Origin of the sequence: Streptomyces boninensis (assembly GCF_048572725.1) — a bacterium.
GTDB classification, from domain to species: domain Bacteria; phylum Actinomycetota; class Actinomycetes; order Streptomycetales; family Streptomycetaceae; genus Streptomyces; species Streptomyces boninensis.
The window spans coordinates 6269694-6283427 of record NZ_CP183837.1 but is presented as its reverse complement, the minus strand read 5'-3'; the positions used below and the strand labels follow the sequence as shown (position 1 = coordinate 6283427).

Sequence of the window (13734 nt, the reverse complement as noted above, 5' to 3'; positions counted from 1 at the left end):
AGGGGCGGACAGCACTGTGGAATTCACCACTCGGGGACTCCTGGAAGTCCGCATTACCCCTTCTGACGTGGGAAAACGGGTCTCGGTGCGGCTGCTGACCGGCTCCGGGGAACCCGGCGCGCGGTTTACGGATGTCGTTGGCGTGCTCACATCGTGGGACACGGGCATCCTGCGTCTCACCAGGCGGGACGGCACGATCGCCCGGGTCGCGGAGGACAGCCTGGTCGCGGGCAAGGTCGTGCCCGCGGCGCCCGCGCGGCGGCGCGGACCCGTAACGACCGCCGAGGAGCTCACCCGGGTGGCGGCCCGCGGCTGGCCCGCGGTGGAGACGGAGCGGCTGGGCGGCTGGGACCTGCGCGCCTCCGGCGGCTTTACGAGCCGGGCCAACTCGGTGCTCCCGCTCGGCGACCCCGGGCTGCCGCTGGAGGAGGCGCTGGCGCGGGTGCATGGGTGGTACGAGGCGCGCGGGCTGCCGACGCGGATCCAGGTGGCGACGGGCGCGGAGGACTCCCAGGATCAGCTGGCGGCGGAGCTGGACGAGCGGGGGTGGACGGCCGACCGGCAGGCGCTGCTGCAGATCGGGGCGCTGGCCAGGGTCGCCGATGCCGCGGCCGGTGCGCGGGTGGAGCTGTCCCGTGGCGCCGATGACTCCTGGCTGGCGTTGTACGACCGTGCCGCCACCGGGCCCTCCGAGCAGGCGCTGAAGGTGCTGCACGGCGGCCCTTCGGTGTGGTTCGCGACCGTACCCGGCGCGGAAGGCTCGGCGCCCGCCGCGATCGGGCGGTGTGTGGTCGACGGGCGGTGGGCCGGTTTCGCCGCGGTCGAGGTGGCGCCCGAGCACCGCCGGAAGGGGCTGGCGACCGAGGTGATGGCGGCGCTCGCCGCGCGGGCACTGGACGAGGGCGCTTCGGCGGCGTATCTCCAGGTGGAGCCGCACAACGACGGGGCGCTCGCGCTCTACGACCGGCTCGGATTCAGCACGCATCACGCGTACCACTACCGCATCTTTGAACGTGACAGCAGGCCAGAGGGCTGAGGAATGCGACCACAGCAGGAGTTCGCCGACGAGGCGCGGGCCGAGCGCCCCGACCTCGCCCGGCTGTGCCTGCTGATCGGCGCCGTCGCCGACCCGGACCTCGGCGAGGCGGGCATGGACGCGGCGCAGATGGAGCTCGACGAGCTGGCCGGACGGCTCCCGTACCGCCCGGGCACCGCGCCCGCCTGGGCGGACGCCGCTGCCCGGCTGCTCGGCGAGCAGTGCGGCTTCCACGGGTCGCCCGCCGACTACCGGCGGCTCGAGTCGTCGCTGCTGCACGAGGTGCTGCGCCGCCGCCGCGGCCTGCCGATCCTGCTGTCGGTGGTGTGGCTGGAGGTGTGCCGCAGGGCGGGGGCGCCGGTGTACGGGGTGGCGCTGCCCGGGCACTTCGTGGTCGGCTTCGGCGACCCGGGCGCGGCTGCCGCCGCCGGGGGCGACGGACTGGTGCTGGCCGACCCCTTCGACGGCGGTCGTCCGCTGACCGACCGGGACGCGGAGCTGCTGGTGGTGGGCGCCACCGGGGCGGGCCTCACGCCGTCGATGCTGCGGCCTGCCGATCCGCTGGAGATAGTGCTGCGGATCCTGAACAACATTCGTGCATGGGCCGCCTCCCGGCCCGAGCGGACGGACGTGCAGCTGTGGGCGGTGGATCTTTCGCTGCTGCTGCCCGCCCATCCGGCGCGGCTGCGGTACGAGCGGGCGCGGCTGCTGGTGGAGCGGGGGGAGTTCGCGGACGGGGCGCGGGAGCTGGAGGAGTACGCGACGGTGGTCGCGGAGGTGGAGCCGGCGATGGCGGAACGGGTCCGGCGGGAAGCACGATTGGCGCGGGCGCGCTTGAACTGACCCCGGCTAGAGCCAGCCTTTGTCCCGCGCGATCCGCACCGCATCAGCGCGATTGCGCGCGCCGGTCTTCTGGATGGCGGTGGACAGATAGTTGCGTACGGTCCCGTGCGACAGGTGCAGCCGGGCCGCCACCTCGGCGTTGGACGCGCCGTCCGCCGCGGCGTCGAGGACGTCCCGCTCCCGCTCGGTGAGCGGGCTGGCCCCGTCGGCGAGCGCGGCGGCGGCCAGCGCGGGGTCGATGACGCGCTCGCCGCGCAGCACGCGGCGGACGGCGTCCGCGAGCTGGGCGGCGGGGGCGTCTTTGACGAGGAAGGCGTCGGCGCCGGACTCCATCGCGCGGCGCAGATAGCCGGGGCGGCCGAAGGTGGTGAGGATGACGACCTTGAGGTCCGGCAGCGCGGCACGCAGTTCGGCGGCGGCTTCGAGTCCCGTACGACCAGGCATCTCGATGTCCAGCAGCACCACATCGGGCCGCGCCTCCCGGGCGGCGGCGAGCACCTCGTCCCCGCGGTCGACTTGAGCGACGACTTCGAGGTCGCCTTCGAGGGAGAGCAGCGCGGCCAGGGCCTCCCGCACCATGGCCTGGTCCTCGGCGAGGAGCACGCGGATCATGAGGGGAGGGTATCGGCTCGGCGCGGGTGGGCCGGTTCGAGCGGCACGTAAGCCCGCAGCGCGAACCCGCCCCGTGCCCCCGGCCCCGTCTCCAGCCGCCCCTCCGCCAGGACCATCCGCTCCGACAGCCCGGCAAGTCCGTTGCCGGGCGCGCCTCCGGGCCCCACCCCGTCGTCCACGACGGACAGACACACCTCGCCGTCGACGGTCACCGACACCGCGATCTCGCAGTGCGCGGCATCCGCGTGCCGTACGACATTGGTCACCGCCTCCTTCAACGCCCAGGCCAGCGCCGCCTCCCCCTCCCCCGACAGCGCATCCGGCAGCTCCACCGCCCCGGCCGCCGCCTCCACCCCGCTCGCCGCCAAGGCGACCCGCGCGCCCGCCAGCTCCACCGCGAACTGCGGCCGCCGGTAGCCCGACACCGCCTCCCGCACATCCACCAGCGCCTGCCGCGACACCTTCTCGATGTCCGCCACCTGCGCCGCCGCGTCCTTGGGACGCGCGGGCAGCATCCGCCCCGCCAGCTCGCTCTTCAGTGTGATCAGGGACAGCGAGTGGCCGAGGAGGTCGTGCAGGTCGCGCGCCAGCCGCAGCCGTTCCTCGCTCGCCGCGAGCTGCGCGACGGCCGCGCGGGCCTCGCGCAGCTGGCGGACGGTGTGCACGATCTGGCGTACGCCGACCATCGCGAAGCCGCCGAGCAGGGTGGGGATGAGCAGCCCGGGCAGCAGGTCCCGGTCCTCGTCGAGGTGCAGGCCGATCGCGGTGAGCGCCACCGCGGCCGCGGGGATCGCCCATTTCGCGTACCGGGTGGGCAGCACCGCCCCGCAGGCCACCGCCGTGTAGACGAAGAGCACCAGCCAGGCCTCGCCGAGGGTGTACGACAGCAGCACCGCCATCGCGGCCATCGTGCCCAGCACGCCGTGCAGCCAGCGCGGGTGGTCGTAGTCCTTCGTACGGAAGACGAGCGCGAGGTACGTGGCCACGAAGCCGACCAGGCCGGCCCAGCCGAGCACCGTGCCCACCGCCGCGTGGTTGCCCGCGAGCAGGTCGCTGACCGGCGCGCCGAGGTAGACCATCCAGATCGAGACCCACGCCAGCTTGATCAGGAACTGCTTGCGGGTCACCGGCGGCTGCCCGATCTGGGGCAGCGTCTCGTCGTCCGCGTCCCGCCACGGGGGCCAGGACTCACCGCGCATCGTCACGCCTTCCGGGTGTCCTTCCGGTACAGCCAGGCCGCCAGCGCCACGAAGGCGGCCAGCCACGCCGCGAGCACCGCGACATCGGTCCCGTGCGGGGCGCCGCCGGCCTCGATGGCCTGGCCAAGGGCAGCGTAATGGTGGGTGGGCAGGATGTCGGCCGCCGTCTGGACCGCGTCGGGGAAGGTCGTGAAGGGGACCCACAGGCCGCCGAGCATCGCCAGCGTGAAGTAGACGACCATGGCTACGGGTCGGACCGCGTCCCCCGAGACCAGGTACCCGATGGCGACGCCGAGAGCGGCGAAGGCGAAGCTGCCGACCCAGGTGGCGAAGCCGATGGCGGGCCACTGCCAGGCGTCGAGGCGGACGCCCTTGACCGTGGCACCGGTGATCAGCACGAGCACGATCGACGGCAGCGTGACCGTGGCCGCCGCGGCGATCTTCGCGACCACGTAGCCGCGTCCGGGCAGCGCGGTCAGCCGCAGCTGCCGCACCCAGCCGGAGTCGCGCTCCTTGGCGATGCGTTCGCTGCTGGTGAGCAGCACGGCGGTGAGGGCGCCGAAGGAGGCCATCGAGACCATGAAGTACATCGACATGTCGAGGCCGGTGCCCTTGATGGTGTCGTTGCCGCCGGAGGTGATGAGGAGGTACAGGCCGGCCGGGTAGATCACCGAGAAGAACATGTACTTCTTGTTGCGCAGGCTGCGCAGCACTTCGAGCTTGATGAGCGTCTTCACTGGTCCTCGTCCTCCGCGGTGGTGATGGCGATGAAGGCCTGCTCCAGGCCGAGCCCGGAGACCTCGAGGCCGCGCGGATAGAGGCCGGCGGCGTAGAGGGCGTGCACGGTGGCGTCGGCGTCGGCGGACTGGATGCGTACGGTCCGGCCCGACACCTCTATCTGCCGCAGCTCCGGCAGCCGGCGCAGTACGCCCTCGTCCACCGGCTCCGCCAGGTCGAACGCGATCCGCCGGGCCCCCGCCCGCGCCTTGATCTCGGCGGCGGTGCCGTCGGCGAGCAGCCGGCCGCGGTGCAGCACCAGCACCCGGTCGGCGACCTCGTCGGCCTCCTCCAGGTAGTGGGTGGCGAACAGCACCGTGCGGCCCTCGGCGGCCTGCGCCCGCATCGCCGTCCAGAAGGACTGGCGGGCGGAGACGTCCATGCCGGTGGTCGGCTCGTCGAGCACGATCAGGTCCGAGTCGCCGGCGGTGGCCAGCGCGAACCGCACCTTCTGCTGCTGCCCGCCGGACAGCTTCTCCACCAGCCGGTCGCCGATGTCGGCGATCCCGGCGGCGGCCAGCACGTGATCCACCGGGTGCGGGCGCGGGTGCAGGTCACAGGCGAGCCGCACCAGCTCCCGCACCTTGACGCCCTCCATCAGGCCGCCGCTCTGCAGCATCGTCCCGACCCGGCCCGCGGCGATGGCCTGGCGGGGGCTGGTGCCGAACACCTCGACCGACCCGGCGTCGGGCTTGCGCAGCCCCAGCAGCAGGTCGAGGGTGGTGGACTTGCCGGCCCCGTTCGGGCCGAGGAGGGCGACCGTTTCGCCCGGGTGCAGGGCCACGGAGAGATCGGCTACGGCCCGTACGGAACCAAAGGTCTTGCCCACTCCCGCGAAGGCGACCGCGGCCGTGGCGGTGGCGTCGGGGCGGAGTGCTGCTGTCGTGGTCATGGCCCCACCCTCCGCCCGCGGAGGGGGTGCGCGGCAGTGTCGCGGATCCGGTCCTGGAGGTGACAGATGTCAGGCCCGTAGACACTCCTGAAGGTTTATTTCAATCTCATCAAGGTCGATGAAAGTAACTTCCCAAACTGCCGTGCCACCAGCAAGCTCACTCCCGCGGGACATGACATTCGCATGAACACTTTTGCCCGGGGGCGGCCCCGTGTGCCTTGAGGAGGTCTGACGATGAGACGTTGGCGAGGCGCAGCCCCGCTGTTCGCCGTCGTGGCGGCGAGCAGCCTGGTGCTGACGGCGTGCGGGGACGACGGGGGCGACGACGGGGGCAAGGGCAAGACGGGCGGATCCTTCACCGCAGCGATCAACGAACCCGACAATCTGACGCCCGGGTTCACCACCAGCTCGTACTCGTCGACCGTGATCAACGCGCTCTTCGACCCGCTGACCGAGCTCACCCCTCAGGGCAAGGTCAAGATGCTCGACGCGCAGTCGGTCGAGTCCAAGGACCAGAAGACCTGGACCATCAAGCTCCGCAAGGGCAGCAAGTTCTCCAACGGCGAGGCGGTCACCGCCGACTCCTACGTGAACGCGTGGAACAACGCCGCGTACGGCCCCTCCGGCGCCTCCGCGAACTACTACTTCGCCAACATCGAGGGCTACGACGAGCTCAACCCCGAGGAAGAGGACGCGAAGCCGAAGGCCAAGACCCTCAGCGGTCTGAAGGTCATCGACAAGCAGACCTTCGAGGTCACCCTGAAGGACCCCTTCAGCGACTTCCCGCTCACCCTCGCCACCCCCTTCGCCTTCTCTCCGCTGCCGAAGGAGGCCCTGAGCAACCCGAAGGGCTTCAAGGAGAGCCCCATCGGCAACGGGCCGTTCCAGATGGACGGCAAGTGGGAGCACAACAAGCAGATCAAGGTCAAGAAGGTCAAGGGCTACACCGGCACCCGTAAGCCCAAGGTCGACGGCATCGAGTTCCGCGTCTACACCAGCGACGACACCCAGACCAACGACGTCCTCTCCGGCGGTCTGGACATCGGCACGGTGCCGGCGAACAAGGTCAAGTCGACCAAGCAGCAGGTCGGCGACCGGCTGCAGACGATCCCGGCCGGCACCATGGACTACCTGGGCTTCCCGCTCTTCGAGAAGAAGTACCAGAGCGCGGACCTACGCAAGGCCATCTCCATGTCGATCGACCGCGAGGGCATCGTCAAGGCGGTCTACGACAACGGCTTCAAGGCTATGAAGTCGCTGACCCCGCCGATTGTCCCCGGCTACCAGGCCGACGCCTGCGGTGAGTTCTGCGAGTACAACCCGAAGAAGGCCAAGGCCCTGCTGAAGAAGGCCGGCGGCTTCGAGGGCACCATGACCCTGTACTTCTCCAACGCCGACCCGACGTACGAGAAGTGGATGCGGATCGTCGCGCAGAGCTTGAAGGACAACCTCGGCATCACCGCCAAGTTCAAGAAGGTCCCGGACTCGGACTACCTGACCACCCTGAACGAGCAGAAGGAAGACGGTCCGTACCGCAACAACTGGGTGATGGACTACCCGAGCGCCGAGAACTACCTCGCGAGCATGTGGGGCGTCGGCAACCGGATGGGCTGGAAGGGCAAGGCCTTCAAGGACTTCAACACGAAGATCTCCGAGGCCAAGTCGGCCGGCAGCGACAGCGAGCGGCTGGCCAAGTACGCCGAGGCGCAGAAGATCGCCATCGACGAGATGCCGATGGCCCCGCTGTGGAACTGGCAGAACTTCACCATCTCCTCGGACAAGCTCGCCAACGTGCCGATCGACTCCTATGCGTATGACGGCAACGGCGTCCGCATCGAGGACGTCACCGTCAAGTAGTCCCCGCACGTGACGCAGCGAGGGCGGCGCCCGAGCACCATGGGGCCGTCCTCGCTCGCGTCTGCATCCCCGCACAACGGAAGGAGGCGAGTGCGGCATGTGGCGGTACACGGTCCGGCGGATCCTGCAGATGATCCCGGTCCTCATCGGCACCACCTTCATCATCTACGCGATGGTCTTCGCACTCCCCGGCGACCCTATTCAGGCCCTGGCCGGAGGCAAACCGCTCCCCAAGTCGGTGCTGAACGCCCTGCACGAGCGCTATAACCTCAACGACCCACTGGTGGTCCAGTACTTCAAGTACATGGCCAATGCCCTCCAGGGAGACTTCGGCGAGACGTTCAACGGGCAGAGCGTCACCTCCGCGCTGGAGTCCCGCTGGCCGGTGACGCTGAAGCTCGCGGCCGTCGCCTGGATCTTCGAACTCGTCGCCGGCGTCGCCCTCGGCGTGTGGGCGGGGCTGCGCCGCGGGAAGTTCGCCGACCGCGCGATCCTCGGCGGCACCACGCTGATCATCGCCGTGCCGACGTTCGTCGTCGCGTACACCGCTCAGCTGCTCTTCGGCCTGAAGTGGGACATCTTCCCGGTGGCCGGCAACCAGGACGGCTTCGTCAGCTACATCCTCCCCGGCATCGTGATCGGCTCCTTCTCCCTCGCCTTCGTCGCCCGGCTCGTCCGGACCTCGATCGCCGAGAACATGCGCGCCGACTACATCCGCACCGCCCGCGCCAAGGGCCTGCCCAAGCACCGGGTCGTGATCCGGCACCTGCTGCGCAACTCGCTGATCCCGGTGGTCACCTACCTCGGCGTCGACCTCGGCAGCCTGATGGCCGGCACCGTGGTCACCGAGGCGGTGTTCAACCTGCCCGGCATCGGCCAGGGCATCTTCCAGGCCGTGCAGAACCAGCAGGGCACGCTCGTCGTCGGCGTCACCACGATCCTGGTGCTGATCTACCTCTTCGCCAACCTCATCGTCGACCTCCTGTACGGCGTACTCGACCCGAGGATCCGCTATGAGTAACACCACCGAAGCCGGGACCGCCCAGGCCACCGCGACCGCCGGCGGCACCGTCAGCGGCGGCGGCTCCCTGGCCCGCGACGCCTGGCGCGAGCTGCGCCGCAAGCCGTCCTTCATCGGCGGTGTGCTGATCCTGCTGCTGATGTGCTCGATGGCGGCCGTCCCCTCCCTGTGGACGTCCCGGGGCGCGAACGAGAAATGCAACGTCCGCAACGCCAAGACCGGCCCGGAGTCGCTCAACCCCTTCAGCGGCGGCGAGCACCCCTTCGGCTTCGACGTCACCGGCTGCGACTACTGGGCCCAGCTGGTGCACGGCGCCCGCGCTCCCATCGTCATCGGCATCACGGTGACGATCGCCGCGCTGGTGCTGTCGGTGCTGCTCGGCTCGCTGTCCGGCTATTACGGCGGCTGGCTCGACGTCCTCATCTCGCGGATCACCGACATCGCCTTCGGCCTGCCGTTCATCCTCGGCGCGCTGGTGGTGCTCACCGCCTTCCCCGAGCACGACATATGGGCGATCGTGCTGGTGCTGTCGGCGATGATGTGGACGACGATGACCCGCCTGATGCGCGGCCAGGTGATCGCGGCGAAGGACCAGGACTATGTGCACGCGGCGAAGATGCTCGGCGCGGGCGACGCGCGGGTGATGTTCCGGCACATCCTCCCGAACGCCATCGCGCCGGTCTTCATCTACGCCACTCTCAACATCGCCCTGGCCATCTCGGCGGCATCGGTACTCGACTTCCTCGGCGTGGGCCTGGACTATCCAAGTCTTTCCTGGGGCGTGCAGCTCTCCGACGCCCAGTCGGAGTTCCTGCAGCATCCGTATCTGATGGTCTATCCCGCGATCTTCCTGTCGGTGACCGTGCTGAGCTTCCTGATGCTCGGCGACGCGGTCCGCGACGCCTTCGACCCGAAGCTGCGGTGAGACACGATGACTGACCTTGAGAAGACACCCGTGACCGCCCCGCTGCTCGAAGTCGAGGACCTGCACGTCGAGTTCCGGATGCAGAGCCAGACGGTACGGGCCGTCAACGGCCTCTCGTACACCCTGGAGAAGGGCCAGACGGTCGCCATCCTCGGCGAGTCCGGGTCCGGCAAGTCGGTGTCGGCGCAGGCGGTGATGGGCATCCTCGACACCCCGCCGGCGCATGTCACCGGCGGCTCGGTGCGCTTCCAGGGGCAGGAGCTGCTGACGCTGCCCGAGCGCGAGCGCCGCAAGATGTGCGGCAACCGGATCGCGATGATCTTCCAGGACGCGCTGTCGGCGCTGAACCCGGTGCACTCGGTGGGGATCCAGATCGCGGAGATGTTCCGGGTCCACCGCGGGGCGTCCCGCTCAGAGGCCAAAGCGAAGGCGATCGAGCTGATGGACCGGGTCCGGATCCCGTCCGCGGCCGCCCGCTTCCGGGACTATCCGCACCAGTTCTCCGGTGGCATGCGGCAGCGCATCATGATCGCGATGGCGCTGGCGCTGGAGCCGGACATCATCATCGCGGACGAGCCGACGACGGCGCTCGACGTGACGGTCCAGAACCAGATCATGAAGCTCCTGGACAAGCTCCAGGAGGAGATGGAAATGGGCCTGATCCTGATCACCCACGACCTGGGCGTGGTAGCGGATGTCGCCGACAAGATCGTGGTGATGTACGCGGGCTCGGTCGTCGAGCAGGCCGAGGTGGAGGAGCTCTACGCGCACCCCGGCCACCCGTATACGGAGGGCCTGCTGGCCTCCGTACCCACGCTGCAGTCCAAGGGCCGCCGGCTGGTCCCGATCTCGGGCCAGCCCCCGAACCTGGCCGCGATCCCAAGCGGCTGCGCCTTCCACCCGCGCTGCAAGCGGGCCACGGAGCGCTGCTCGGTGGAGGTCCCGGCGCTGCGCGAGCCGGCGCCGGGCCACCTGTCCGCCTGCCACTATGCCGAGGAGGTGCTCGGTGACTGACTCGGGCAAGAACACACCGATCCTCGAAGTCCGCGACCTGGTGAAGCACTTCCCGGTCACCCAGGGCATCGTCTTCAAGACCAAGACCGGCGACGTACGGGCCGTGGACGGGGTGAGCTTCTCGCTCGCCCGCGGCGAGACGATGGGCCTGGTCGGCGAGTCCGGCTGCGGCAAGTCGACGCTCGCGAAGGTGCTGATGGCGATGGAGCGGCCGACATCCGGCCAGGTGCTCTTCGACGGCCAGGATGTCTTCACACTCCCGCGGGGCGAGCTGCGGCGGATGCGGCGGCGCATCCAGATGGTGCTGCAGGACCCGTACACCTCGCTGAACCCGCGGATGACGGTCGGCGACATCGTCGGCGAGCCGTACTCGATCCACCCCGACGCGGCGCCGAAGGGCTCGGCGCGGCGGCGGGTGCAGGAGCTGCTCGAGGTCGTCGGGCTCGACCCGGAGCATGTGAACCGGTATCCGCACCAGTTCTCGGGCGGCCAGCGGCAGCGGATCGGGATCGCGCGGGCGCTGGCGCTGCGGCCTGAGGTGATCATCTGTGATGAGCCGGTGTCGGCGCTGGATGTGTCGGTGCAGGCGCAGGTGATGAATCTGCTGGAGGAGCTGCAGGACGAGTTCGGGCTGTCGTACCTCTTCATCGCGCATGACCTTTCGGTCGTACGGCATATTTCGGACCGGATCGCGGTGATGTACCTGGGCAAGATCGTGGAGACCGGCGACGATGCGCAGATTTACGACCACCCGACGCATCCGTACACCCAGGCCTTGCTGTCGTCGATCCCGGTCCCGGACCCGGTGCAGCAGCGGCTGCGGGAGCAGATCGTGCTGGAGGGGGATGTGCCGTCCCCGACGAATCCCCCTTCGGGGTGCCGGTTCCGCACGCGCTGCTGGAAGGCGGAGGACCGCTGCGCGAGCGAGGTGCCGGAGCTGGTGGTGAGGGACGGGTCGGGGCACCCGAGCGCGTGTCACTTTGCGGCGGAACGCTCCATGTTGTGAGTAACACGCGGGAAACCGCGGCGCCCCCTTCCCGATATATGGACGCGGCACCCTGGCACATGTACGGCCGTGCGGGTGCCGTAATCCGGTCGGGAGGCATGCCCTCCCGGCCGGACCCGCCCACAACCCCCACACCTTGTTCACACCTCCGTAGAGGTGTAGACCTATAGGTCCACATGTGCCCACAAGGCACACCGGGGCCGGCGGGGGCAGGCGGAAGCATGGAGCACGGACACATACTCGGGCGCGGTGCGCGCGTCTTCGGATCCGTCGTCTGCGCGGCACTCGCGCTCGGCACCCTCGTGTGGATCGGCCGCGACCTCACTGTAGCCGCCGAGTTCTCCGACCTCTGGTGGTCCTGGTCCGGCGCCCCCGCCCGTACCGAGGACGGCATCTGGGCCACATCGCTCTACGACCCGGCGCTCATCGCCGTCTATATCGTCGCCGGCACCACCGCATTGCGCTCCCCCTCCGCCGCCGGCTCCCTCGCCTCGGCCGCCATCGCCACGATCCTGCTGCGCGCCCCCGGCCTGTGGACGCTGAACGCCGACTGGCTGCAGGGCGTCGACCAGGACCTGCGCAATCGTGCGCTGCTCTCCTCCGGCGCCGCCGTCACCCTCGCCACCGTGCTGCTGATCGCCGTGGCCGCGGGCCGCCGCCCGGCCGACACGAGCGGCAGCGCGTACGGCGTGGTGACCTCCGACGAGCGGCCGCCGGGCCGCCCGACGCCCGCGGCGGCCACCACGGCCGGGGTGTTCCTCGCCGGTGCCACGGTGATCCTCGCCGCCTGGGAGGTCCGCTATGCGGTACGGGACGGCTGGGACGCGTACTGGCACAAGGTCACCGGCGAGCGCACGATGTACGCGCTGCTGCAGCCGCCGGACGCCTGCGGGAAGTGGACGGTGGCGCTGATGTGCGCGGTCGTCGTCTGCTGCGCGATGGCGCGGGCGCCGCTGACCCGCACCCTCGGAATGACGGCCAGCGCGCTGGTGCTCGTCTGGGGTGCGGCCGAGACCACGCGCAACCTCAAGGAGCGGGTCTTCGAGAACTTCGACACCCTCACCACCGAGGAGCAACTCCACGTCAGCACGGGGCTCTTCCTCCTCCTCGCCGGCTTCGCCGCGCTGTGGGCGCTGGCCGGGCGCGGGGAGTCCGACCCCACCTCGGAGCCGCTGCGCGGCTGGCAGGAGCCAAGTGCTCCACCGCCGAGCTGGTGAGCGAATTCCCGCCATAAAAATGCCCCATGGCTTACCTCAAACCCCACCCCTGACCTGCGAGTTGGGTGCGCGCCCCCGCAAATGCGCCGATGCGCCGAAAGATGCGCGCTCACGGATAGTTATGATTCGTAGCGCAATGCGGGTATGACGCACCTGGCATTGCGCACCGGCGCAGTGGCCGGTGCGCCCGAACCCACCCGCCTGACCCGGAGGTGAACCGCTGTGGCGCTGTCGATCTCCCTTGTGGTGCTGCTGGCGATTATCGTCTTCCTTCTCGTGCAGAAGGCAGGACTCAAGGCGGGGCACGCCATCGTGTGTGTGCTGCTCGGGTTCTATCTCTCCGGGTCCTCCGTCGGCCCCACCATCGATGAGGTGACACGGAATGTGGCGGGGATGATCAGCGACATCAAGTTCTAGAGACTTCTAAGCTGGGGGCCATGACGACACCTGTCCCCGCCCGGCGTCTGCTGCTGGTCCACGCGCACCCCGACGACGAGTCGATCAACAACGGCGCGACGATGGCGAAGTACGCCGCCGAAGGCGCCCAGGTGACGCTCGTGACCTGCACGCTCGGCGAGGAGGGTGAGGTCATTCCGCCCGATCTGGCGCATCTTGCCCCGGACCGGGACGACACCCTCGGCGAGCACCGCATCGGCGAGCTGGCCGCCGCCATGCGCGAGCTGGGCGTCACCGACCACCGCTTCCTCGGCGGCGCGGGCCGCTATCGCGACTCGGGCATGATGGGCCTGGACATCAACGACCGGCCCGGCAGCTTCTGGTCCACAGACGTGGACGAGGCGGCAGCCCACCTGGTCGAGGTGATCCGCGAGGTGCGGCCGCAGGTGCTCGTCACGTACGACGAGAACGGCGGCTACGGCCACCCGGACCACATCCAGGCGCACCGCGTCGCCATGCGCGCCGCAGAGCTGGCCGGCGAGCCGGCCTACCGGCGGGACCTGGGCGACCCCTGGACGATCGGGAAGATCTACTGGAACTGCGTGCCCCGCTCCGTGGTCGAGACGGGCTTCGCCAAGCTCCGCGAGCTGGACATCGACTCCCCCTTCACCGAGATCGCCTCCGCAGATGACGTGCCGGGCGTGGTGCCCGACGACAAGGTCGCGGCCGCGATCGAGGGCGGCAAGTACGCCGACGCCAAGACGGCCGCGATGCGCGCGCACGCCACCCAGATCGCGGTCGACGGACCGTTCTTCGCGCTGTCCAACGCGCTCGGGCAGCCGCTCTTCGGCACCGAGTACTACCAGCTCGTACGGGGCGAATCCGGCGCCCGAACGGGGGCCCGGGAGAGCGACCTCTTCGCGGGCGTGGCAGCCTGAG

General features: G+C 69.9%; 14 protein-coding genes. 10 read left to right on the top strand and 4 right to left on the bottom strand.

The features are described from left to right. Positions 1–16: 16 nt before the first annotated feature. Together ACNNMR_RS28850 and ACNNMR_RS28845 are read left to right on the top strand one after the other, a co-directional pair. A complete protein-coding gene (locus tag ACNNMR_RS28850; RefSeq protein WP_419997599.1) occupies positions 17–1036 on the top strand; it encodes a GNAT family N-acetyltransferase in 1020 nt (339 codons plus the stop codon). A gap of 3 nt (positions 1037–1039) precedes the next feature. Then, positions 1040–1879 carry a tetratricopeptide repeat protein gene (locus tag ACNNMR_RS28845; RefSeq protein ID WP_419997598.1) on the top strand — a complete coding sequence of 280 codons (840 nt, stop codon included), beginning with the start codon at positions 1040–1042 and terminating at the stop codon, positions 1877–1879. 6 nt (positions 1880–1885) lie between these two features. Here ACNNMR_RS28845 and ACNNMR_RS28840 read toward each other — a convergent pair whose 3' ends face one another. Genes ACNNMR_RS28840 through ACNNMR_RS28825 form a run of 4 tightly spaced genes read right to left on the bottom strand, consistent with a single transcriptional unit; the run spans position 1886 to position 5359 of the window. After that, entirely contained in the window at positions 1886–2491 is a 606-nt protein-coding gene (locus ACNNMR_RS28840) for a response regulator (protein ID WP_419997597.1), read from the bottom strand. Next, entirely contained in the window at positions 2488–3690 is a 1203-nt protein-coding gene (locus ACNNMR_RS28835) for a sensor histidine kinase (protein ID WP_420000511.1), read from the bottom strand. Before ACNNMR_RS28835 ends, ACNNMR_RS28840 begins: the two co-directional genes overlap by 4 nt. A 2-nt stretch (positions 3691–3692) precedes the next feature. Beyond that, the gene (locus tag ACNNMR_RS28830; RefSeq protein ID WP_419997596.1) at positions 3693–4427 is read right to left on the bottom strand and encodes an ABC transporter permease; all 735 of its coding nucleotides are present in this window, start codon (positions 4425–4427) and stop codon (positions 3693–3695) included. Then, on the bottom strand, positions 4424–5359 hold the full coding sequence (locus tag ACNNMR_RS28825) for an ABC transporter ATP-binding protein (RefSeq protein WP_419997595.1): 936 nt from the start codon (positions 5357–5359) through the stop codon (positions 4424–4426). Before ACNNMR_RS28825 ends, ACNNMR_RS28830 begins: the two co-directional genes overlap by 4 nt. A 234-nt stretch (positions 5360–5593) precedes the next feature. Here ACNNMR_RS28825 and ACNNMR_RS28820 point away from each other — a divergent pair, with 234 nt between their 5' ends. The 8 genes from ACNNMR_RS28820 (at position 5594) to mshB (ending at position 13733) form a co-directional block, all read left to right on the top strand. Next, positions 5594–7216 carry a peptide ABC transporter substrate-binding protein gene (locus ACNNMR_RS28820; RefSeq protein ID WP_419997594.1) on the top strand — a complete coding sequence of 541 codons (1623 nt, stop codon included), beginning with the start codon at positions 5594–5596 and terminating at the stop codon, positions 7214–7216. 97 nt (positions 7217–7313) lie between these two features. Beyond that, positions 7314–8237, top strand: a complete 924-nt coding sequence (locus ACNNMR_RS28815; protein WP_419997593.1) for an ABC transporter permease — start codon at positions 7314–7316, stop codon at positions 8235–8237. Next, positions 8230–9162: an ABC transporter permease gene (locus tag ACNNMR_RS28810; RefSeq protein WP_419997592.1), complete on the top strand. Its 933-nt coding sequence runs from the start codon at positions 8230–8232 to the stop codon at positions 9160–9162. The genes ACNNMR_RS28815 and ACNNMR_RS28810 overlap by 8 nt, the downstream gene beginning before the upstream one ends. A gap of 6 nt (positions 9163–9168) precedes the next feature. Further along, positions 9169–10176: an ABC transporter ATP-binding protein gene (locus ACNNMR_RS28805; protein ID WP_419997591.1), complete on the top strand. Its 1008-nt coding sequence runs from the start codon at positions 9169–9171 to the stop codon at positions 10174–10176. Next, positions 10151–11182, top strand: coding sequence for an ABC transporter ATP-binding protein (locus tag ACNNMR_RS28800; protein WP_419997590.1), 1032 nt, complete (start codon positions 10151–10153; stop codon positions 11180–11182). The genes ACNNMR_RS28805 and ACNNMR_RS28800 overlap by 26 nt, the downstream gene beginning before the upstream one ends. A 221-nt stretch (positions 11183–11403) precedes the next feature. Then, a complete protein-coding gene (locus tag ACNNMR_RS28795) occupies positions 11404–12399 on the top strand; it encodes a hypothetical protein (RefSeq protein WP_419997589.1) in 996 nt (331 codons plus the stop codon). A 222-nt stretch (positions 12400–12621) separates the two neighbouring features. After that, positions 12622–12816, top strand: a complete 195-nt coding sequence (locus tag ACNNMR_RS28790; protein ID WP_165245847.1) for a hypothetical protein — start codon at positions 12622–12624, stop codon at positions 12814–12816. 20 nt (positions 12817–12836) lie between these two features. Beyond that, entirely contained in the window at positions 12837–13733 is an 897-nt protein-coding gene (gene mshB, locus ACNNMR_RS28785) for an N-acetyl-1-D-myo-inositol-2-amino-2-deoxy-alpha-D-glucopyranoside deacetylase (protein ID WP_419997588.1), read from the top strand. Position 13734: the final 1 nt, after the last annotated feature.

Excerpts from the sequence above, each read along its gene's own strand:
- mshB (WP_419997588.1), top strand. The coding sequence starts at position 12,837 with ATGACGACACCTGTCCCCGCCCGGCGTCTGCTGCTGGTCCACGCGCAC.
- ACNNMR_RS28825 (WP_419997595.1), bottom strand. The coding sequence starts at position 5,359 with ATGACCACGACAGCAGCACTCCGCCCCGACGCCACCGCCACGGCCGCG.
- ACNNMR_RS28795 (WP_419997589.1), top strand. The coding sequence starts at position 11,404 with ATGGAGCACGGACACATACTCGGGCGCGGTGCGCGCGTCTTCGGATCC.
- ACNNMR_RS28815 (WP_419997593.1), top strand. The coding sequence starts at position 7,314 with ATGTGGCGGTACACGGTCCGGCGGATCCTGCAGATGATCCCGGTCCTC.
- ACNNMR_RS28800 (WP_419997590.1), top strand. The coding sequence starts at position 10,151 with ATGCCGAGGAGGTGCTCGGTGACTGACTCGGGCAAGAACACACCGATC.
- ACNNMR_RS28810 (WP_419997592.1), top strand. The coding sequence starts at position 8,230 with ATGAGTAACACCACCGAAGCCGGGACCGCCCAGGCCACCGCGACCGCC.
- ACNNMR_RS28835 (WP_420000511.1), bottom strand. The coding sequence starts at position 3,690 with ATGCGCGGTGAGTCCTGGCCCCCGTGGCGGGACGCGGACGACGAGACG.
- ACNNMR_RS28840 (WP_419997597.1), bottom strand. The coding sequence starts at position 2,491 with ATGATCCGCGTGCTCCTCGCCGAGGACCAGGCCATGGTGCGGGAGGCC.
- ACNNMR_RS28820 (WP_419997594.1), top strand. The coding sequence starts at position 5,594 with ATGAGACGTTGGCGAGGCGCAGCCCCGCTGTTCGCCGTCGTGGCGGCG.
- ACNNMR_RS28805 (WP_419997591.1), top strand. The coding sequence starts at position 9,169 with ATGACTGACCTTGAGAAGACACCCGTGACCGCCCCGCTGCTCGAAGTC.
- ACNNMR_RS28845 (WP_419997598.1), top strand. The coding sequence starts at position 1,040 with ATGCGACCACAGCAGGAGTTCGCCGACGAGGCGCGGGCCGAGCGCCCC.